At 53.7% G+C, this 20,095-nt stretch carries 16 protein-coding genes; 10 read left to right on the forward strand and 6 right to left on the reverse strand.

Annotated elements, in window-relative coordinates; all coding sequences use genetic code 11:
- Position 1: 1 nt before the first annotated feature.
- From pntB to potE, 3 genes are all read left to right on the forward strand, one after another.
- Positions 2 to 1,390, forward strand: a complete 1,389-nt coding sequence (gene pntB / locus WFK85_RS20975; protein ID WP_008456379.1) for a Re/Si-specific NAD(P)(+) transhydrogenase subunit beta — start codon at positions 2 to 4, stop codon at positions 1,388 to 1,390.
- A gap of 498 nt (positions 1,391 to 1,888) precedes the next feature.
- On the forward strand, positions 1,889 to 4,192 hold the full coding sequence (locus WFK85_RS20980) for an Orn/Lys/Arg decarboxylase N-terminal domain-containing protein (protein ID WP_336709570.1): 2,304 nt from the start codon (positions 1,889 to 1,891) through the stop codon (positions 4,190 to 4,192).
- 31 nt (positions 4,193 to 4,223) lie between these two features.
- Positions 4,224 to 5,648 carry a putrescine-ornithine antiporter gene (potE, locus tag WFK85_RS20985; RefSeq protein ID WP_008456377.1) on the forward strand — a complete coding sequence of 475 codons (1,425 nt, stop codon included), beginning with the start codon at positions 4,224 to 4,226 and terminating at the stop codon, positions 5,646 to 5,648.
- A 111-nt stretch (positions 5,649 to 5,759) separates the two neighbouring features.
- Here the strand turns inward: potE and uspE are convergent, their stop codons facing one another.
- From uspE to ogt, 3 genes are all read right to left on the reverse strand, one after another.
- Complete coding sequence (uspE, locus tag WFK85_RS20990; RefSeq protein ID WP_008456376.1) at positions 5,760 to 6,710, reverse strand: universal stress protein UspE; 951 nt, start codon at positions 6,708 to 6,710, stop codon at positions 5,760 to 5,762.
- 133 nt (positions 6,711 to 6,843) lie between these two features.
- The gene (fnr, locus tag WFK85_RS20995) at positions 6,844 to 7,596 is read right to left on the reverse strand and encodes a fumarate/nitrate reduction transcriptional regulator Fnr (RefSeq protein WP_008456375.1); all 753 of its coding nucleotides are present in this window, start codon (positions 7,594 to 7,596) and stop codon (positions 6,844 to 6,846) included.
- Positions 7,597 to 7,788: 192 nt separating this feature from the next.
- Positions 7,789 to 8,304 carry a methylated-DNA--[protein]-cysteine S-methyltransferase gene (gene ogt, locus WFK85_RS21000; RefSeq protein WP_166874640.1) on the reverse strand — a complete coding sequence of 172 codons (516 nt, stop codon included), beginning with the start codon at positions 8,302 to 8,304 and terminating at the stop codon, positions 7,789 to 7,791.
- A gap of 438 nt (positions 8,305 to 8,742) precedes the next feature.
- Here ogt and smrA point away from each other — a divergent pair, with 438 nt between their 5' ends.
- The gene (smrA, locus tag WFK85_RS21005; RefSeq protein ID WP_336709568.1) at positions 8,743 to 9,306 is read left to right on the forward strand and encodes a DNA endonuclease SmrA; all 564 of its coding nucleotides are present in this window, start codon (positions 8,743 to 8,745) and stop codon (positions 9,304 to 9,306) included.
- Positions 9,307 to 9,330: 24 nt separating this feature from the next.
- Here the strand turns inward: smrA and WFK85_RS21010 are convergent, their stop codons facing one another.
- Complete coding sequence (locus WFK85_RS21010) at positions 9,331 to 10,254, reverse strand: LysR substrate-binding domain-containing protein (protein WP_039302512.1); 924 nt, start codon at positions 10,252 to 10,254, stop codon at positions 9,331 to 9,333.
- 378 nt (positions 10,255 to 10,632) lie between these two features.
- On the opposite strand from WFK85_RS21010, the gene hglS reads away from it, so the two are divergent.
- Together hglS and WFK85_RS21020 are read left to right on the forward strand one after the other, a co-directional pair.
- Positions 10,633 to 11,976, forward strand: coding sequence for a 2-oxoadipate dioxygenase/decarboxylase HglS (gene hglS, locus WFK85_RS21015; protein ID WP_336709566.1), 1,344 nt, complete (start codon positions 10,633 to 10,635; stop codon positions 11,974 to 11,976).
- 41 nt (positions 11,977 to 12,017) lie between these two features.
- A complete protein-coding gene (locus tag WFK85_RS21020; RefSeq protein ID WP_336709565.1) occupies positions 12,018 to 13,520 on the forward strand; it encodes a carboxylesterase/lipase family protein in 1,503 nt (500 codons plus the stop codon).
- On the opposite strand, the gene WFK85_RS21025 is transcribed toward WFK85_RS21020, so the two are convergent.
- Positions 13,507 to 14,361: a LysR family transcriptional regulator gene (locus WFK85_RS21025; RefSeq protein ID WP_166994199.1), complete on the reverse strand. Its 855-nt coding sequence runs from the start codon at positions 14,359 to 14,361 to the stop codon at positions 13,507 to 13,509. The genes WFK85_RS21020 and WFK85_RS21025 overlap by 14 nt on opposite strands.
- Before the next feature lie 118 nt (positions 14,362 to 14,479).
- Here WFK85_RS21025 and WFK85_RS21030 point away from each other — a divergent pair, with 118 nt between their 5' ends.
- The 4 genes from WFK85_RS21030 (at position 14,480) to rimL (ending at position 19,096) form a co-directional block, all read left to right on the forward strand.
- A complete protein-coding gene (locus WFK85_RS21030) occupies positions 14,480 to 15,649 on the forward strand; it encodes a methionine aminotransferase (RefSeq protein WP_166994201.1) in 1,170 nt (389 codons plus the stop codon).
- Positions 15,650 to 15,661: 12 nt separating this feature from the next.
- The gene (locus WFK85_RS21035; RefSeq protein ID WP_166994236.1) at positions 15,662 to 16,438 is read left to right on the forward strand and encodes a transporter substrate-binding domain-containing protein; all 777 of its coding nucleotides are present in this window, start codon (positions 15,662 to 15,664) and stop codon (positions 16,436 to 16,438) included.
- A 253-nt stretch (positions 16,439 to 16,691) separates the two neighbouring features.
- The gene (locus tag WFK85_RS21040) at positions 16,692 to 18,347 is read left to right on the forward strand and encodes a glucan biosynthesis protein D (protein ID WP_336709563.1); all 1,656 of its coding nucleotides are present in this window, start codon (positions 16,692 to 16,694) and stop codon (positions 18,345 to 18,347) included.
- 194 nt (positions 18,348 to 18,541) lie between these two features.
- A complete protein-coding gene (gene rimL, locus WFK85_RS21045) occupies positions 18,542 to 19,096 on the forward strand; it encodes a 50S ribosomal protein L7/L12-serine acetyltransferase (protein ID WP_166994203.1) in 555 nt (184 codons plus the stop codon).
- Here rimL and ydcK read toward each other — a convergent pair.
- Positions 19,093 to 20,019 carry a YdcK family protein gene (gene ydcK / locus WFK85_RS21050; RefSeq protein ID WP_205246493.1) on the reverse strand — a complete coding sequence of 309 codons (927 nt, stop codon included), beginning with the start codon at positions 20,017 to 20,019 and terminating at the stop codon, positions 19,093 to 19,095. The genes rimL and ydcK overlap by 4 nt on opposite strands.
- Between the last annotated feature and the right edge of the window lie 76 nt (positions 20,020 to 20,095).

Below are 20,095 nucleotides of genomic sequence, written 5' to 3' on the forward strand. Positions count from 1 at the left end.
CATGTCTGGTGGATTAGTTACAGCTGCATACATTGTTGCCGCGATCCTGTTTATTTTTAGCCTGGCTGGCCTGTCGAAACACGAAACCTCAAAGCAGGGTAACCTGTTTGGTATCGCGGGGATGGCGATTGCGCTGGTGGCGACCATTTTTGGCCCGGAAACTGGCAATGTCGTATGGATTATCATCGCGATGGTGATCGGCGGGGCGATTGGTATTCACCTGGCGAAGAAAGTCGAAATGACTGAAATGCCGGAGCTGGTTGCCGTGCTGCACAGCTTTGTGGGCCTGGCGGCGGTGCTGGTTGGTTTTAACAGCTACCTCGATCACGGTCCGGGCCTTGAGCCGATCATGGAGAATATCCACTTAACGGAAGTCTTCATCGGGATCTTCATCGGGGCAGTGACCTTTACCGGCTCTATTGTCGCCTTTGGCAAGCTGCGCGGTAAAATTTCGTCTAAACCTCTGATGCTGCCAAATCGTCATAAGCTCAATCTGGCGGCGCTGGTGGTTTCCTTCGCGCTGCTGCTGGTGTTTGTGCGTACCGAAAGCGTTGGTATGCAGGTTCTGGCCGTGCTGGTGATGACTATCATTGCGCTGGCGTTTGGCTGGCACCTGGTGGCGTCCATCGGCGGGGCAGACATGCCGGTTGTGGTGTCGATGCTTAACTCTTACTCCGGCTGGGCCGCAGCGGCTGCGGGCTTTATGCTCAGCAATGACCTGCTTATTGTCACTGGTGCGCTGGTGGGGTCTTCTGGTGCCATCCTCTCCTACATTATGTGTAAGGCGATGAACCGCTCGTTTATCAGCGTGATTGCCGGCGGTTTTGGAACAGACGGTTCTTCAACCGGTGAAACGGAAGAAGCGGGTGAACACCGTGAAATCAGCGCGGAAGAAACGGCTGAAATGCTGAAGAACTCCACGTCGGTGATCATCACCCCAGGCTACGGCATGGCGGTGGCCCAGGCGCAGTATCCGGTGGCGGAAATTACCGAAAAACTGCGTGCCCGCGGAGTCAAAGTACGTTTTGGTATTCACCCTGTCGCGGGGCGTCTGCCGGGCCACATGAACGTACTGCTGGCTGAAGCGCGAGTGCCCTACGACGTCGTGCTGGAAATGGACGAGATCAATGACGACTTCGCCGACACCGACACCGTGCTGGTTATCGGGGCGAACGACACCGTTAACCCAGCTGCTCAGGACGATCCGCGCAGCCCAATTGCCGGTATGCCGGTGCTGGAAGTGTGGAAAGCGCAGAACGTGATTGTGTTTAAGCGCTCAATGAATACCGGTTATGCAGGCGTGCAGAACCCGCTGTTCTTTAAAGAGAACACCCAGATGCTGTTTGGTGATGCCAAAGCCAGCGTCGAAGCGATTCTGAAAGCGCTGTAAGCGTTAGCCGTCTTGTGAATGCCGCCCAAATGGGCGGCTTTTTTTTGGGTACGGGACAGGAACGAAAACGCAGGTTCAGGCGCAATCAGAGCGAAGCCGCAGCGTGTGATATTTTACAAAACAAACAGATCTGGAGGACGAAGGTATTGAGAGGATCTCAAGAAGATATTTTTAGTTTTAGAAATAAACAATCACGCCATTTGTCATCATCCTGTAAAAATATTGATTTCAACGAATTGGGTTATCGTCGGGAAAAATCGTCTGTATATCCTGAAAACCACTAAGTTTATTCAGGCCTTTCTACGAGGCTGTTAAACATCCCGTAGCTGTAGATGTGAAAATACGCAAGAAATGATTTGAGCATTTCTGTTAACGCTATCTGATCCAGCATGGTCTATATTGGAGAGTGGTATACGATAAAGGTGATTCAACATTTCATTTTGAATATAAATTGTCTGTTTTTATTGAAAATAAAATCGCACAATTCCGGAGGTTACTATGGATATTCGCAGTGAAAGGATAATATCGCTAAAGGCGCTAATTGTTCATAATTCTGCCTGTCATGTTAGCGTAGTCAATGATTCTATTTCTAATCTTATTAATGCGTTAAACAGTAAGGATGTCGCCACTGTTTTTGCCGATTCTGCTGATGACGCCGCCGCGGTTTTAAATAATGATGAAACCATTGAGCTCGTACTCCTCGATTGGGTAATGAGTGACAGTGAGCAGAATAATGAATCGGCAAAGAGAGTAATACAATCTCTTCGACGTAAAAATCAGTCCATCCCTTTATTTCTGTTATTAGATAATCGACAGGCTGAGAATTTAAATCATGAAATAATGCGTGAAACTGATGAGTTAATTTGGGTTCAAGAAGACACGCCTTTTTTCCTGGCAGGTAGGATTCATTCGGCTATTTTAGCTTATCGGGATAAAATTGTTCCGCCGCTGACTCGTGCAATTTTTGAGTTTGCGGAAAAATATGAATATTCATGGCATACCCCAGGCCATGCCGGGGGGACGGCATTCATGAAATCGGCCGTTGGCCGGGCATTCCATGATTATTTTGGGGAAAATCTTTTGCGCTCCGATCTTTCTATTTCCGTCGGAGAATTAGGGTCTCTGCTGGATCATAGCGGTCCGATTGGTGATAGCGAAAAATTCTGTGCCCGGGTATTTGGCGCGGACAGGGCCTATACCGTTACCAATGGTTCTTCCATGTCCAACAGGGTCATTATGATGTCTTCCGTAGCCCGTGACGACTATGCCCTGTGCGACCGCAACGCCCATAAATCTACGGAACAGGCCCTGACGATGACGGGGGTCATCCCAACGTATTTAATGCCTTCGAGAAACTACCTCGGCATTATTGGGCCGGTATATGCCCGTCAACTGAGTGGTGATGCAGTGAAAGAAGCTATCGCCTCAAACCCTCTCGCCACAGATAAGAATAAAAAACCGCTGCACAGCATTATCACAAATTCGACCTATGATGGCCTGACCTACCATGTGCCTACGGTTATTAAGCAGCTCAATAGCAGCGTCGATCGTATTCATTTTGATGAGGCATGGTACGGCTATGCGCGATTTAACCCCCTCTACGCAGAACGTTTTGGCATGTATGGAGAACCCGATGATTATCCAAGGGATCTGCCGACAATTTTCACTACAACCTCAACGCACAAGCTGTTAGCTGCACTTTCGCAGGCATCGTTGATTGGGGTGCGGGATGGACGAAATTCGGTGCCTCATGAACGCTTCAACGAAGCTTATATGATGCATGCCTCGACGTCGCCGCTGTATCCGATAATTATGGCTAACGAAGTTTCGGCTGAAATGATGCGGGGGCAAAGTGGTCAGCACCTTACCACAGAATCAATTACTGAAGCGGTTCGTTTTCGCCAGGCCGTCAGGCGTATTCGAAGAGAACTTCAGGAAAATGATGACTGGTTTTTCTCCACCTGGAATGCAGACTTCGTTCCCGACCCGGAGTCCGGAAAGAAAATTTCTTTTGAAGATGCGCCCCTGTCTCTTTTAGTTACCGACCCTCGTTGCTGGGAATTGCGAGAGGGTGATATATGGCACGGTTTTAAGGGAATCGAAGACAGCTACTGTATGCTGGATCCGATAAAAGTGTCCGTCGTGATGCCTGGCGTGGCGACGGATGGCTCACTTGAGAACGCCGGCATTCCTGCTGCACTGGTGACGGCTTTTCTTAGCCAGAAAGGCATTCAAGTTGAAAAGACCACTGATTTTACCATTCTGTTTCTTTTCTCCCTTGGTATTACCAAAGGGAAATACGGAACATTGATCAATGCATTACTCAAATTTAAAGATGCATACGATAACAATATTCCGGTCAAACACCTCCTTTATGCACATGAAAACGAATGCCCTGAGGCGTTCAAAAATAAAGGATTGAAAGATCTTGCTAATGAAATGTTCCTCTTTTTCAAAGAAACAGATCTCATAAAGGTTCAGGAGAAAGCGTTCACCATATTACCGAGGCCGGTACTCACTCCAGCCGAGGCTTATATCAGACTCGTACACAACGATATTGAAACAGTTAGCATGGATGATCTTTACAACCGCACTCTTGCGACCGGTGTTGTTCCTTATCCGCCTGGAATTCCAATGATCATGCCAGGCGAGAACGCGGGAGATAAAGATAGCCCATACATCAAATATTTGCAGATTCTGCAATTATGGGATCGGCGATTCCCAGGTTTTGGCCATGATATCCATGGTGTAGAGAGTAAAAATGGGGTTTATTACGTTCAATGCCTAAAAGAAAGCATCTAACGGTAACCCAGTTAGCTGCAGGAGAGTGAATATGGCAATTAAGAAAATGAGTGTCACTCAGCTAACAATGTTGACTGCCATCAACATGTTAGGATCGGGAATAATATTACTACCCACTAAGCTGGCTCAAGTCGGGAATATTTCGATAGTATCCTGGGTGATTACTGCCGTGGGTTCAATGGCGCTGGCCTGGGCTTTTGCCTGCTGCGGTACGATGAGTAATAAGCTTGGTGGCATGGGTGGTTACGCTGAGTATGCCTTTGGTAAGGCGGGGAATTACATTGCAAACTACACCTATGGCGTTGCGATCGTCATTGGTAACGTCGCGATCTCCATCACTGCCGTCGGTTATATTATTGGGCTATTCAATATTAATCCTAATCCTCTGCAAATTGGATTAATGACGATAGGACTTTTATGGTTAACCACGTTTGCTAATTTTGGTGGAGCCAGCATAACCGGTAAAATTGGTGGCGTCACTGTTTGGGGGGTGATCGCGCCGGTCGTGGTGGTATCGACGGTGGGATGGTTCTGGTTTAAACCCGAAATATATGCCGCAGGCTGGAACCCTCATAACAGCACGCTACTTGATGCCGCAGGCTCTTCCGTAGCAATCACGCTGTGGGCCTTTCTTGGGCTCGAATCGGCCTGCGCGAACAGTGATGCGGTGGATAATCCTAAAAAGAATGTACCCATCGCCGTGCTCTTCGGGACATTGGGCTCTGCGGTTATCTATATCGTGTCGACCAACGTCATTGGCGGAATTATTCCAAACGCTGAACTTGCCAGTTCAAACGCGCCGTTTGGCCTGGTATTCGCCACGATGTTTACTCCCATGGTAGGGAATATCATCACGGGCCTGATGATTATCGCCTGCATCGGTTCCTTACTGGGCTGGCAGTTCACTACTGCACAAGTCTTCAAGAGTTCTGCGGAAGTGGGCTATTTTGTACGAATTTTCGCTAAATGTAATAAGAGTGGAACCCCCATCGCAGGAATGCTGATTCTGTTGGGGATTCAAACCATTCTGGGGTGGTTTTCAATTCCCGCCAGCCCTGACGGGACTCGCTACGGCTGGATTCATCATGTAGCCACCGGTAATCTGGGTGTCTCTGACCAATTTTCAACCGTAGTTGACCTGTCGGTCGTCACGAATCTTATTCCCTACATCCTGTCTATGGCAGCTCTGGTAACAATTCAGGAAATCAACCGGGTACCCAGCCATAAGGCTCTGTTGAATAACGCAATCGCAGGGGTTGGGGCTGCGTACAGCTACTTTGCGTTAGTGAATTCTGGTGATAAGGCTTTGATGTACGGGGGCGTAGCCACCATTCTTGGCTTTACATTGTTTGGTGCCGTCAGTGCCAGATTTGTGAAGGGGGAACAACTCGTACATCCTGACCGGGTTATCACTGGGGAAGAGGATGTGCCGGCTATCCCGTACCGGGATAAGTAAAAGGCCCGTGCTCGGGCAGAATAGCTGGAACGTATTCGGCTCCAGCCACTGACCAATGAAAACCCCGCAGGTAAATGGACTGCGGGGTTTTTGCTTGAATGGATGGCGACATCAGTCGTCTTCCGGGTCGTCCATCTCAACCGGCGTCTGGTAATCGTCCGGTTTTATCACCAATAAATCACAGCGCAAATGGTCGATAACCTGTTCCGCGGTGTTGCCCAAAAATGCTGCGGAAAGTCCCGTTCGCCCAACGGTGCCGAGTACCACAATCCCGGCCTGAAGATGTTCGGCCAGGTCAGGGATCACCTCTTCCGGCAGGCCTTTCTCGACGTGCGTCATTTTTTCATCAATGCCGTATTTCTGACGCAGCGCCTTCATGGCCACCAGATGCTGGCCGCGAATGGCGTCGTTATACACGCTCGGATCAAAATCAGGCAGCTCAATGGCAATATTGATGGGGGTAACCGGATACGCGCCAATCAGGTGAACCTCGGTGTGGTTGACATCATCCGCCAGCTTCAGCGTCTCTCTCACCAGTTTTTCATTCAGCGCGTTGTGGTAAAGCTCTTCGCTGGCAAGGTTCACCGCCACCAGCGCCTTGCCGCCTTCCGGCCACGGCTGGTCTTTGACCATCCACACCGGGCAGGGGCATTTACGCAGCAAATGCCAGTCGGTTGGAGTGAAAATCACGGCTTCCAGCTTGTCATGCTGGTGCGCCATTTTTAGCAGCAGATCGTGCCCGCCGGCGATCACTTCCTGGATAATGGCTTCGAACGGGCGGTTATGCCACACCACCTTGATATCAATAGGAATACCGGCTTCGATATAGTACTGCGCCTGTTGCTTAATCCAGGCCGTGCGCTGGCTGATAACCCCTTTGCGCATTGCGGTGCGTTCATCGGGGGACAGAAGCGTGGTCATTTCGTAGGAAAAATCATAGATAGGCAGGAAGGCTTTGATCCTGCCGCCAATCCGTTGATGCAAATAAACAGCGCGCCGCAGGGCAGGCTGATCGTCCTGATTAGGATCAATCGCGACTAGCATGTTTTGGTAGTTTGCCATACAGGTCTCCTTACAACTGCTTAACCACAGTCTGTGAAGTAAGATTAACCCATAAGAAAGGAATGAAACAGGTGAAGAGCCCTTGCCGGATCAATAAAAGGGATAAAAGCCGATCCGGCAAAGGGGAGGGTTATCAGGCAACGCTGCGCGACTGGCCCGCGAGGTCGGATAACAGATCGATATTCTCGATAGTGATGTACTTGCCTTTCACCGCCAGCATACCGTTTTTCTGGAAGCGACCCAGCAGGCGGCTGATGGTTTCTACCGTCAGCCCCAGGTAGTTACCGATATCGCCACGGGTCATGGTCAGGCGAAACTCACGCGGTGAGAAACCGCGCTGCGCAAAGCGGCGAGAAAGATTGTAGATAAAGGCCGCCAGGCGCTCTTCGGCATTCTTTTTGGACAGCAGCAAAATCATGTCCTGATCGCCTTTAATTTCGCCGCTCATCAGGCGCATCATCTGCTGGCGCAGGCTCGGCATTTTACCGGACAAATCGTCGAGCGTTTCAAACGGGATTTCACAAACCATCGACGTTTCGAGTGCCTGAGCAAAGCTCGGGTGATGGCCAGTGCCGATGGCGTCGAAGCCGACCAGGTCGCCTGCGAGGTGGAAACCGGTGATTTGCTCATCGCCTTGCTCGGTAATGGTGTAGCTTTTGATGGTGCCAGAGCGAATAGCGTACAGCGATTTCAGTTCATCACCTGCTTTAAACAGGGTTTGACCCTTTTGAATCGGCTTTTTACGCTCGATGATATTATCAAGCTGATCGAGTTCATGCTCATTAAGCGTGAAGGGAATGCATAATTGACTGATGCTGCAATCCTGGCAATGGATAGCACAACCGCCAGACTGAATTCGTCGAATAATACGCTTTTCAGGGATCATAGATATGCTCGGACCGTAATTGATATTGGTCAATTTTAACATCTTTTTCGCGATCAGGTAAGTCTGGCAGAACGTTATTCGGACAATAATAAAGGGAGGGGGTTAAAAAAGGGTCTTCATCTTGTTGAATTCCCTGAAACATTAAAATGCAGCTACTCTTTTTTGGAATAAATAGCCGCACTTTTGGCACCATCACAGTAATAAATAACCTTCATGGCGCAGCAGCCACTCTTTCCGCGCCACGCCGCCTGCATACCCGGTCATCGTGCCGTTTCGACCAATGACGCGATGGCACGGCACCACAATGCTCACCGGGTTTGAGCCGTTCGCGGCGCCGACAGCGCGAGCGGCCCCGGCGCGGCCTAGCTGTTCTGCCAGTTCGCCATAATGCATCACTCGTCCACAGGGGATATCGCGCAAAGCCTGCCAAACCTGACGCTGGAAATCCGTGCCAGCCGTCGCCGTGGGCAGAGTATCGATCACCGCCAGATCGCCAGCAAAATAGTCACGCAGCTTGTCACTAAGGCCCCCAGGGTTACGGCTGCTAACGCGTTGAAATCCTTGTTTCCCATAGTGAATATTCAACAGCTGCTCCATGCGGTCGCTGTGTTCTTCCCATTCCACGGCCCGAAGCCTGAATTGTTCGTCGCACAAGATCCACAGCGGCCCAAGCGGGGTGTCAATCTTATCTTCCAGTATTGTCAGCACGGTATTACTCCGTTTTTTGTCAGGCCTGAACGAATGCGCGGCCCATTTTGAGGCTGAAAAGATAACATGCCCCCAACCGCGTCAGCCAGACCTCAAAAGGATTATCACCGCATCTAAATTTCCAGGCGAAGACGGAAAATAATGGCCGGAAGTAGAGAAAAAAGTTTGATAACTTCCCTGACTTATCGCCCGAAATAGTTAGCGACTGACCGTCTGATTGCGGCGGTGATTATTTCCCCGGTGAAGGGAATAATAATTTCTTTTACGGTTATTTGATTTACCTTTTTTTAACGTAAATGCAAACTTTATATTTTCATTTTAAAGATCCGGTGACATAAATAATTTGCCAACTATTCTGAAATATCTCCCACGGCTGTCCCGTTGAGCCTCAGGCAGGGCGGGGTTATAGTAGCGGCAGCTAACTCAGGAGGATTGACCGTGAACCTTGACGACAAATCGCTGTTTCTTGACGCCATGGAGGATGTCAAACCGCTGAAAAACTGTGCGGACAGCCAGTGGATCAAACCTCAGAAAGAGCACATTGGCGTGAAGCCAGACCCCATCCAACTGGACAACTTTCTCACCACCGACTTTTTGGACATCATTCCCCTCGACACGCCGCTGGAGTACAAGCGAGAGGGTCTGCAGAGCGGCGTCCTGGATAAGCTCCGGCTCGGAAAATACGGCCAGCAGGCAAGTCTTAATCTGCTCCGCCAGCCCGTGGAGCGCTGCCGGCAGATGTTGTTTGCCTACATTATGCAGGCTAAGCAGGATGGCCTGCGTAATGTGCTCATCGTGCACGGCAAAGGACGAGAAGATAAATCCCATGCCAACGTGGTGCGTAGCTTCCTTGGGCGCTGGCTGGCCGAGTTTGACGAAGTGCAGGCTTTTTGCGTGGCGATGCCGCACCACGGCGGAAGCGGGGCCTGCTATGTTGCTTTAAAAAAATCAGAGCAGGCCAAACTGGACACCTGGGAGAAACACGCCAAACGAAGCCGTTGAGCGGCGGGATGGCGGCGAGCTCCCTCAGGACGGCATTGATTTACGAATCGACGACAGCAGAATTTGCGCAGCCGTTGAGAGCTGAGTGTCCACCCGCGTAAGGATCCCGATAGGTTCCCCGACGCCCGGAATCGGGACAGGAAGCGCGGTCAGCGTGCCCTGGCGCAAATCGTCCTTCACCGCGCCAGAAGGCACAAACCAGACATAGTTGTAGTCGACGGTCAGCTGGCGGGAGAGCGAAGCCGACAGCGTTTCGATGCAGGTTGAAGGCAGCTTGCAGCCCTGTGACGCGAGCAGAGATTCCGCGTTATCGCGTGGCACCGTGCCCTGAGGGGAGACCACCGCGGGCCATTCCATCACCCGGCTAAGGGTAATATTTTCATGCAGCAGCGGATGATTAGGGCGAACAACCAGCTTGAGAGACTCAAGGAACAGCAGTTCATAGTTCAGGCCCGTCATTAGCTCAGGATCGGACATGCGCCCGATGCCTAAATCCAGTTCCCCGGACTTCAATCCCGCCAGCAGCATGGTGTTATTCATGGTGCCAACCTGCAGGGTGACGTCGCTCTGCTGCCTATGAAACTCGCCGATCACCGCCGGTAAAATACCCAGCGCGGCGGTAGGCAGCGCGCCAATACGTATCACATCAGAAGGCCGGTCTTCCCGGCGTACAAACGACTGCCCGGCATGATTCAGGGCATCAAGCACTTTTACCGCATGGGTTAAAAACTGCTCGCCGGTGAGCGTTAGCTGAGCGCCTAACCGCCCGCGTTCGAACAGACGTGTGCCGGTAAGCTGCTCCAGCTCATTGAGGGTTTTGGAGAGCGCCGGCTGGCTCAGGTTAAGAGTTTCAGCCGCGCGACCCAGTGTTCCCTGCTGAGCGACGGCCACGAAAGTATGTAAATGGCGCAAGCGAATGCGCTGACTGAAGAGACCATTTTTTTCCATAAGCAATGTTAAAAACAGTCCGGCTTCGCTGACAAGCCTCGGTGTTGAATTTTGATAACTTCATTGCAAAATATTATTAACATTTTGTTGTGGCCAGGCACATAACCACTTTAAATCAGAGAAGATTTTTTCGACAAAAGGGCGCTATTTTGCTGAAAAGTGATGCCGATCTGCAGATTTTAACGCGGCCTGTTTTAGTTAATTTTTTGTTAATTTATACTCTTTGTGGTAGGCATTCTGCATAACGCTGCGTTATGTAATGTGCTGAAAAAATTACTTTTTAGGTGCTGCAAAGCAGATCACAAAATGGAAATTCTTCCTGATAAGTGATCCACCAGGTTCTACGCTTTCAGCACTATCCACTGGAGGCATGACATCATGGCGAACACCCTCACGGCCGATGAGATTCGGGACAAATTTTCGCAAGCTATGTCGGCGATGTACCAGCAAGAAGTTCCGCAGTACGGCACGCTGTTAGAACTGGTGGCGGATGTAAACCTGGCCGTGCTGGAACACGATCCTGAGCTGCACCAGCAGCTCGAAAATGCTGACGAGCTGGCAAGGTTAAACGTAGAGCGCCACGGCGCGATTCGCGTAGGTAAGGCCGAAGAGCTGGCGGTGCTGAAGCGAATTTTCGCGGTGATGGGCATGCATCCGGTGGGTTACTACGATCTTTCCCAGGCCGGGGTACCGGTACATTCCACCGCTTTCCGCCCGATTGACGACCAGGCGCTGGCGCGTAATCCCTTCCGCGTGTTTACCTCTTTATTGCGTCTGGAGCTTATCGACAACCCGACGCTAAGGGCTCGCGCTGCCGCAATCCTCGATAAACGCGACATTTTCACTCCCCGCTGCCGCGAAATGCTCGATCTCCACGACAGGCAGGGCGGATTCAGCGAGGCAGAGGCGAACACCTTTGTGGCCGAAGCGCTGGAAACCTTCCGCTGGCATCAGCATGCCACGGTTGACGCCGACACTTACCGCGCCCTGCACGACGAGCATCGCCTGATCGCCGATGTGGTTTGCTTCCGTGGCTGCCACATTAACCATCTCACGCCGCGCACGCTGGATATCGACCGCGTTCAGGCGATGATGCCGGAGCGGGGCATCTCGCCCAAAGCCATTATTGAAGGCCCACCTCGCCGTGAACGCCCCATTTTGCTGCGTCAGACCAGTTTTAAAGCGCTGGAAGAGCCTATTTTGTTTGCCGGTGAGCACCACGGCACGCACACCGCCCGATTTGGTGAGATTGAGCAGCGCGGCGTGGCGCTGACGCCTAAAGGCCGCGCGCTGTATGATGAATTATTGCTCGAAGCGGGAAACGGCAAGGACAACCTAAGTCATCAGCAGCATTTGCAGGAAGTCTTCAGCCGCTTCCCGGACAGCGACGCGCTGCTTCGTCGCCAGGGGCTGGCCTATTTTCGCTACCGCCTGACGCCGGTGGGCGACATGCATCGCCAGTCCATCAAACCAGGCGACGATCCGCAGTTGTTGATTGAGCGCGGCTGGCTCATCGCCCAGCCCATCATCTATGAAGATTTCCTGCCGGTTAGCGCCGCGGGCATCTTCCAGTCAAATTTAGGCAACGACGGTGGCCAGCGGCAGCACGGGCACTCCAGCCGCAGCGAGTTTGAAATGGCGCTGGGTGCGGCGGTGGCCGATGAATTCAGCCTTTATCAACAGGCGGAGGATCGCAGCAAACGCCGTTGCGGTTTACTGTAAACGCGTTACCCTGCTGGGATGTCAGCTACAAGGAACAGCAGATGGAACACGTTGTTAACGTCGCTCAGGGTCAACTGAGCGGCGTCCTTCAGGGGGATATTGCGGTGTATCGCGGTATTCCTTTTGCCATGCCTCCCACTGAAAACCTGCGCTGGCGAGCGCCTCAGCCGCCAGAAAACTGGCAAGGTATTCGCGTCGCCGATACCTTCGCTCCGGCCTGTTGGCAAAGCCTGGAATACTGCAAAGCCGTCGGCGGCGGCGATCCGGGCCAGTTTTCAGAAGACTGCCTTTATCTCAATATCTGGACTCCCGCCCGGCGAACGGGCAAACCCTTGCCGGTGATGGTCTGGCTGCACGGGGGCGGCTACACCATTGGAGCCGGTTCTTTACCTCCGTATGATGGCGCCGCGCTGGCCTCGCGGGGCGTGGTGTTAGTGACGGTGAACTACCGGCTTGGGCATCTGGGCTTTTTTGCTCATCCCGCATTGGATGAAGAAAATCCGGCTGGGCCGATCCACAACTTTGCCTTGCTCGATCAGATTGCCGCGCTGAAGTGGGTGCAGGCCAACATCGCTGCTTTTGGCGGAGACGCCAGCAACGTCACGCTGTTTGGCGAGTCAGCAGGCGCCCGCAGCGTGCTTTCTCTGCTGGCATCGCCTTTAGCCAGCGGCCTGTTCCACAAGGGGATTATACAAAGCGCCTACACGCTGCCGGATGTCGATCGCCGTAAAGCGTTGAAGCGCGGCGTGGCGGTGGCAGAACATTTTGGGCTGAAGAATGCGAACGCTGAAGCGCTGCGTTCCCTTCCCGCCAGTGAATTATGGGCGCTGGAAGCCCCGCTAAACATCGGGCCGACGCCCATCAGCGGCGATATTGTTTTGCCTGAACCCATGCTGGACACGTTTTTTGCCGCACGACAGCACCGGATGCCGCTGATGGTGGGCAGCAACAGCGATGAGGCGAGCGTGCTGAGCTACTTCGGGATAGATCCCGCCGGGCAGGTTGCGCTTCTGCGCCGGGAAAAGCGTCTCGGTCTGGGGCTTATCAAATTGCTGTATCCCGGCGTTAAGGGTGACGCTGAGCTGGGCCGTCAGGTGTGCCGGGACATGGCCTTTACCACGCTGGGGTTTGTGGTGATGCAGGCGCAACAGCGCGCAGGCCAGCCCTGCTGGCGGTATTATTTTGACTACGTGGCGGAGGCCGAGCGTGAAACCTACGCCAACGGCACCTGGCACGGCAACGAAGTGGCTTATGTCTTTAACACGCTGCAGCTTTCCCCGCCTGCCAGTGAATACGTGACTGAACGCGACCTGCAGTTTGCCGCTCAGATTGGCGATTATTGGGTCAGCTTCGCCCGCAGCGCCAGAGCGCACAGCAAAGCGTTACCAGGGCCGTTAAGCTGGCCTGCCAGCACCAAAGGGCGGGACCGCACGCTGCGGCTGGGCGTTCATCTGCGGGCGCAGTTTAAGGTCGAAAATCGCTTTATGCGGCTGAGAATGCAGTTATTTAAGCGAGTGATGAAACACCACGTCAGCCTGGACTGAGCAACGCATTGCAAAAGGCCTCCAGCCCGGCGGCGCCTTCGCTGCCGGGCTTCACCGCCAGCCTGTAACTGGCCCCGGTTTTTACGCTCCCGGTAAAAGGCCGCACTAACCGCCCGGTACGAAGATCTTCGGCCACCAGCGTTTCGTCTGCGATGGCTATCCCAAACCCCTGAATAGCGGCGCTGATCGCCAGATCCATGGTGTCGAAATGCTGATTTTTCTGCATCGCCAGCCAAGGCGGTGAAGGGTTCTTTCCAAGCCATAATGACCAGTCGGTACGATCGCGAGTCGGGTGCAAAAAGGTCAGCCGCTCCCAGTTGCTCGTCTCCGGCGGAAGCAACGCCTGACTGATAACCGGCGTCAGACGCTCTTCAAACAGCAGCGCGCCGCTTTTGGCCTGTTGACCAAACACAATGGCGGCATCAAACGGTTCGTTTTTGAAATTGACGCCGTGCTCCACGGTCGTGGTTAACGCAACCAGGATCTCCGGCATACGCTGCTCAAGCTGAATCAGCTTCGGCACCAGCCAGCGCATGGCGCAGGTGGGGGCCTTAAGACGAATAATCTCAGGCTTATGGCTGGCCCGGTCGGCCACGTCCAGCAGCGTGTTGAAGGCGTTCTGGAGATCGGGCAGCAGGGCGCTGCCCTGTGGCGTGAGGCGTAATCCGCGTGCATGGCGCTCAAAAAGCGCGAACCCCAGCCACTGCTCCAGCGCCGCAATTTTACGGCTGACGGCGCCCTGGGTCAGGCAAAGCTCTTTTGCCGCCCGGGTGAGGTTCAGGTGCCTGGCCGTGACCAGAAAAGCATCGAGAGTATTTAGGGGAAAATTACGCCGGGTCATGATGCTCTCCGCTGAGCTATGCATTTTTTGCATGGCTATTATGACAACAATTCGATTGTCGTGGCAATGGCGGCGATATTGAATAGTTATGCAAATCGCATCACGTTCAGGAGCCGCTATGGCCATACAAACCCCGGTACAACAACGTTCAAAATTGCCGGACGTCGGAACCACGATTTTTACGGTGATCGGCCAGCTTTCCGCGCAGCACAAGGCGATAAATCTTTCTCAGGGGGCACCCAACTTCCCCTGCGACCCGAAACTGGTCGCTGGCGTCACCAAAGCCATGCAGGAAGGGCATAACCAGTACGCCCCGATGACCGGTCTGGCGTCCCTGAAACAGCTGATTGCCGACAAAGTGGCGAGCCTTTACGGGGCCGTGTATGACCCCGCAGAGGAGGTGCTGGTCACCGCCAGCGCCAGCGAAGGGCTTTATTCTGCGATCGGCGGTCTGGTACATCCCGGCGATGAAGTTATCTACTTTGAGCCTTCTTTCGACAGCTACGCGCCGATTGTCCGCCTGCAGGGCGCCAAACCGGTGGCGCTCAAGCTGAGCCTGCCTGATTTTACCGTTGACTGGGACGAAGTGCGGGCGGCGATTACGCCACGCACGCGGATGATCATCGTGAACACGCCGCATAACCCAAGCGGGCAGGTATTTAGCGCCCATGATCTGGAAATGCTGGCGGCGGTAACTCGCGACACCGACATTGTGATCCTGTCCGATGAAGTGTATGAACACATCGTCTTTGACGGCAAAAAGCACCACGGCATGGCGACGCACCCGCAGCTTGCCGAGCGCAGCGTGATTGTGTCGTCGTTCGGTAAAACCTTCCACGTCACGGGCTGGCGGGTCGGGTATTGCCTGGCCCCGGCGGCGCTGATGGATGAGATCTGCAAGGTGCATCAGTTCCTGATGTTCTCCGCCGACACGCCGATGCAGTATGCGTTCGCCGACTATATGAGCGATCCGCAAACTTATCTTTCACTGGCGGCGTTTTATCAGCGCAAGCGTGATTTAATGCAGTCTTTGCTGGCTGATTCGCCGTTTGAACTGCTGCCGAGCGGTGGGTCATTCTTCCTGCTGGCCCGCTTCGGGCACTTCAGCGATGAGTCCGACAGCGAGATGGTGAAGCGGTTAATCACTGATTACGGCGTGGCGACCATTCCGCTCTCCGCGTTTTATACCGACGGTACTGACAATAAAATTATCCGGCTCTCATTTGCCAAAGATGAAGCCACACTTCGGGCGGGCGCTGAAGCGCTGTGCCGGGTTAAGCCACGCTGATAAGGGGTCATGATGAAAAAAATGTATGCGTTAAGTTTGCTGCTCGGGCTGTGTTCTTCGTTTTCTGCGCTGGCCGCCGGCGAGCTGCGCTATGGCCTCGAAGCGGAGTATCCCCCGTTTGAAAGCCGCAACAGCGCGGGCGAGCTGGAAGGGTTTGACGTCGAGCTGGGGAAAGCCATTTGCCAGGCGGCCAGCCTGAAATGTACCTGGGTTGAAACGTCGTTTGATTCGCTGATCCCGGGGCTGGTGGCGAAGAAGTTTGACGCCATCAACTCGGCAATGAACATCACCGAGCAGCGTCGTAAAAGCATCGACTTTACCCAGCCAATCTACCGTATTCCGTCTCAGCTGGTGGGCAAAGAAGGCAGCGGCCTTGAAGCCACGGCGGAAGGGCTGAAAGGCAAAACCATCGGCGTGCTCCAGGGCTCCATTCAGGAAACCTATGCCAAAGAGCACTGGGAAAAGCAGGGCGTGAACGTTGTGTCTTACAAAGACCAGAACATGGCCTGGGCTGACTTGCTGAACGGCCGTATTGATGCCTCTCTGGTGATGTCCGCGGCAGGTCAGGCGGGCTTCCTCAGCACGCCGCAGGGCAAGGGCTTTGGCTTTATCGGCAAGCCGGTGAGCGACGACACCATTCTCGGCAGCGGGATTGGTTTTGGTCTGCGTAAAGGTGACGCTGTCACGAAAAAAGAGCTGGATGCGGCCATCGATAAGGTGAAAGCCGACGGCACCGTGACTAAGCTCGCGCAGAAGTTCTTCCCCGGCATCGACGTCAGCGTGAAGTAACGTTGACAGGGCTCGTCGGCACACAGGCTGACGGGCCTTTAGCGTTTTTTTCGCCAGGCAATGGCGAATTTTTCGGTGATATCTGGTTTCCTGAAAAAAAACTTTCGTTCCTCCCCCAAACGCCTTCTCCGCCCATTGGATTCACTGTGAATTTTGTCTAGAGTGTGCGGTCGTACAGGTAGCAGTCTCTTGCCGCTGTTCTTCCCGTCGGGAGGAACAAAACACATCGACACATAAGGACGATTTCTCAGGCATGAATCGCAGACGTTTTATCCAGGCCTCTATGGCTCTCGCCGCTGCCTGCGGCACGCCAACCCTTGCCACGCTATTCTCCCGAAGCGCCTTTGCTGCCGAATCAGGCATCGCTGACGGGCACTCCACCGCCTTCGATTTTGCGGTGCTTCAGGGCATGGCGCACGACCTGTCGAAAAAACCATGGGGCGGGGCACCGCGCGCCCTGCCCAACACCCTGGCTAACCTGACGCCTCAGGCTTATAACGCCATTCAGTACGACGCCGATCATTCGCTGTGGAACAACATCGAAAACCGCCAGCTTGACGTGCAGTTCTTCCACGTCGGCATGGGGTTCCGCCGCCGCGTCAGAATGTTCTCGCTGGATTCCGCCACCCATCAGGCGCGCGAAATCCACTTCCGCCCGGAATTGTTTAACTACAACAATGCTGGCGTAGACACCAGGCAGCTCGAAGGCCAGACGGATCTCGGCTTTGCCGGCCTGAAAGTCTTCAAGGCACCGGAGCTGGCGCGCCGTGACGTCGTCTCCTTCCTCGGCGCGAGCTATTTCCGTGCCGTAGACAGCACGTACCAGTATGGGCTGTCCGCCCGTGGCCTCGCGGTGGACACCTTCACCGACACGCCGGAAGAGTTCCCGGACTTCACCTCGTTCTGGTTTGAAACGCCGAAAGCCACCGACACGACTTTTGTGGTCTATGCCTTACTCGACAGCCCAAGCGTGACCGGCGCGTACAAATTTATTATCAGCTGTGAAGCCGAGCGCGTGGTGATGGAGGTGGACAATCACCTTTATGCCCGGAAAGACGTCAAACAGCTGGGTATCGCGCCGATGACCAGCATGTTTGCCTGCGGCACCAACGAACGCCGGACCTGCGACACCATTCACCCGCAAATTCATGACTCCGACCGCCTGGCCATGTGGCTCGGTAACGGCGAGTGGATTTGCCGCCCGCTGAATAACCCGCAAAAACTTCAGTTCAACGCCTTTATGGACGAGAACCCGAAAGGCTTTGGCCTGCTGCAGCTGGATCACGACTTTGCCAGCTACCAGGACATCATGGGCTGGTACAACAAGCGTCCAAGCCTGTGGGTAGAGCCGCGTAACAAGTGGGGCAAAGGCACCGTTGGCCTGATGGAAATCCCGACCACCGGCGAAACGCTCGACAATATTGTCTGCTTCTGGCAGCCGGAAAAACCGGTCAAAGCCGGGGACGAATTCGAGTTCAAATATCGGCTCTACTGGAGCGGTTTGCCGCCGGTGACGACGGATCTGGCCCGCGTTTACGCCACCCGCACCGGGATGGGCAGCTTCCCGGAAGGCTGGGCGCCGGGTGAACACTTCCCGGAAAAATGGTCCCGCCGCTTTGCTATCGACTTTATCGGGGGCGATTTGAAAGCCGCCGCGCCGAAGGGGATTGAGCCGGTGATTACGCTCTCCAACGGCGAAGCGAAGCAGATTGAGATCCTCTACGTCGAACCGTTTGACGGCTACCGCATTCTGTTTGACTGGTATCCGACCAACGACGCCACCGACCCGGTCGAGATGCGCATGTTCCTGCGTTGCCAGGGCAAAGCGATCAGTGAAACCTGGCTGTACCAGTATTTCCCACCACCGCCGGACAAACGTAAATACGTTGACGACCGCGAAATGCGTTAATCATCCAGCCCCGCCGCGTAAAAGCCGCGGGGCTTTTTTATGCCCGTTTCACCATCTCGTCCTCTTATTGCATAAATACTCTTTCATAATGAATTTCTATATGTTCACTTTTGGCGGTATTTTAAATCTCGTGCGTTGCCACAAAAAAGTGACATAAGATAACTGTCACCTTCTAACAAAAGCAGGAGTCACGAGTGGAACAACAGCAGGCCTGGCAGGATGAAGTGATTGCGGTTAATGATGATATCGAACTGCATTCGGTGAACGAGCGGTTCGTGAAGGACGTTTTTGCCCTGGTGCAGCGCAATAAAAGCTGGCTGCAAAAGGCGATGAACTGGCCGCAGTATGTTGTTTCCGAGGGCGACACCCGCAAAACGCTGCAGGGGAACTATGTTCTCCACCATAAAGGCTACGCGAAGATGTTTATGATCCTCTATCGCGGCGAGCTGGCGGGCGTCTTTTCCTTTAATCAGATAGTCCCGACCGACAAAACGGCCTACATCGGCTACTGGCTAAGCGAGGATCGGCAGGGCAAGGGGATCATTTCCGCCGTGATTGAGGCCGCGATCTGCAAGTACGCGGGGGAAGGGACAGTGCGCCGGTTTGTCATCAAATGCATCGTCACTAACCAGGCCAGCAACCGGGTGGCCCAACGCAACGGCTTTGCCCTTGAAGGTTGCCTGAGGCAAGCCGAGTTTCTGAACGACGAGTTCCACGATCAGAATATTTACGGGCGCATTGCTGATTAAAAAATGCCATGAAACGGCGTGCGGGTAATTCGCTGTGCGCCGTTAATATCCTTCATGCCGCGAAGATGAATCAGTTCGCCGCCAAAGCCTTCCACCGCCGCCTCATCATAAATCTGCACGTTGTTTTCGATGAGCACGTTACCCATCACTTTCGCCTCGCCATACACCTGTACATTGTTGTCCAGCAGAACCGGGCCGCCGATAAGCGCCGCATTACCGTAAACCTGGACGCGGTGCCTGAGCACGCAATCTCCTTCAATAAGGGCGTTGCCATAGACTTTAGATGAGTAGCGGATGGTCGGGATCTGGCTGTCGCCGCTGCCGGCAATAATACGTGCGTTACCGGACACCTGCGCGCAATCACAAACCCAGACATTGTTCTCTGCATTGCCTTCAATAACGGCGTTATCAAAAATGGCTGAGCGGTGTTCGACAAAGGCGTTGTTCACGCGCGCGTGGCCGTAGATTTGTGCCTGATGGACGATGCGTGAGGCCAGCACCGTGGCGTTCCCGTAGATTTGCAGCCGCATTTCTGTATCTTCGGTCAGCCCCAGCACGGCAATCACCTGGCTCTGCTGCAACACGCGGGCCGAGCCCGAGATAAAGCATTCGCCGCTGATGCGGGAATCCTCGACCAGCACCTTGCCGCCCACTTTTGCGTGATGGCAAATTTCAGACTCGCCGAGGATTTTTGCGTCATCTTCAACCGTCGCACCGTTCCAGATCAGGGCGTCAGGCTCAAGCCAGCAGGTTCCCTCGTGGCTCAGGTTCGCTTCTTCCTCAATCCAGCCGCCGCCTTGCCCGGCCACGACGTTGCCAAAAGCGCAAAGCGCCTCAATTTGCCAGAGTCGAACTTGCCGCTGTTCGCCATCATGCTGATAATCATGAAGCCGCGAAACATCGGTGATCCGGTATTTTTTCATGGTGATTTCTCGCTGTGCACTGCTGATAAACGTAGCAGGTAATTCACCGGCGTAGCGTTTGGCGGCGTAATCGCAT

Origin of the sequence: Cedecea sp. VD22 (assembly GCF_037150195.1) — a bacterium.
In the GTDB taxonomy this organism is placed as follows: domain Bacteria; phylum Pseudomonadota; class Gammaproteobacteria; order Enterobacterales; family Enterobacteriaceae; genus Cedecea.

Coding starts and splice junctions, on each gene's coding strand:
- pntB (WP_008456379.1), top strand. CDS start 2: ATGTCTGGTGGATTAGTTACAGCTGCATACATTGTTGCCGCGATCCTG.
- WFK85_RS20980 (WP_336709570.1), top strand. CDS start 1,889: ATGGATATTCGCAGTGAAAGGATAATATCGCTAAAGGCGCTAATTGTT.
- potE (WP_008456377.1), top strand. CDS start 4,224: ATGGCAATTAAGAAAATGAGTGTCACTCAGCTAACAATGTTGACTGCC.
- uspE (WP_008456376.1), bottom strand. CDS start 6,710: ATGGCAAACTACCAAAACATGCTAGTCGCGATTGATCCTAATCAGGAC.
- fnr (WP_008456375.1), bottom strand. CDS start 7,596: ATGATCCCTGAAAAGCGTATTATTCGACGAATTCAGTCTGGCGGTTGT.
- WFK85_RS21010 (WP_039302512.1), bottom strand. CDS start 10,254: ATGGAAAAAAATGGTCTCTTCAGTCAGCGCATTCGCTTGCGCCATTTA.
- hglS (WP_336709566.1), top strand. CDS start 10,633: ATGGCGAACACCCTCACGGCCGATGAGATTCGGGACAAATTTTCGCAA.
- WFK85_RS21020 (WP_336709565.1), top strand. CDS start 12,018: ATGGAACACGTTGTTAACGTCGCTCAGGGTCAACTGAGCGGCGTCCTT.
- WFK85_RS21025 (WP_166994199.1), bottom strand. CDS start 14,361: ATGACCCGGCGTAATTTTCCCCTAAATACTCTCGATGCTTTTCTGGTC.
- WFK85_RS21030 (WP_166994201.1), top strand. CDS start 14,480: ATGGCCATACAAACCCCGGTACAACAACGTTCAAAATTGCCGGACGTC.
- WFK85_RS21035 (WP_166994236.1), top strand. CDS start 15,662: ATGAAAAAAATGTATGCGTTAAGTTTGCTGCTCGGGCTGTGTTCTTCG.
- WFK85_RS21040 (WP_336709563.1), top strand. CDS start 16,692: ATGAATCGCAGACGTTTTATCCAGGCCTCTATGGCTCTCGCCGCTGCC.
- ydcK (WP_205246493.1), bottom strand. CDS start 20,019: ATGAAAAAATACCGGATCACCGATGTTTCGCGGCTTCATGATTATCAG.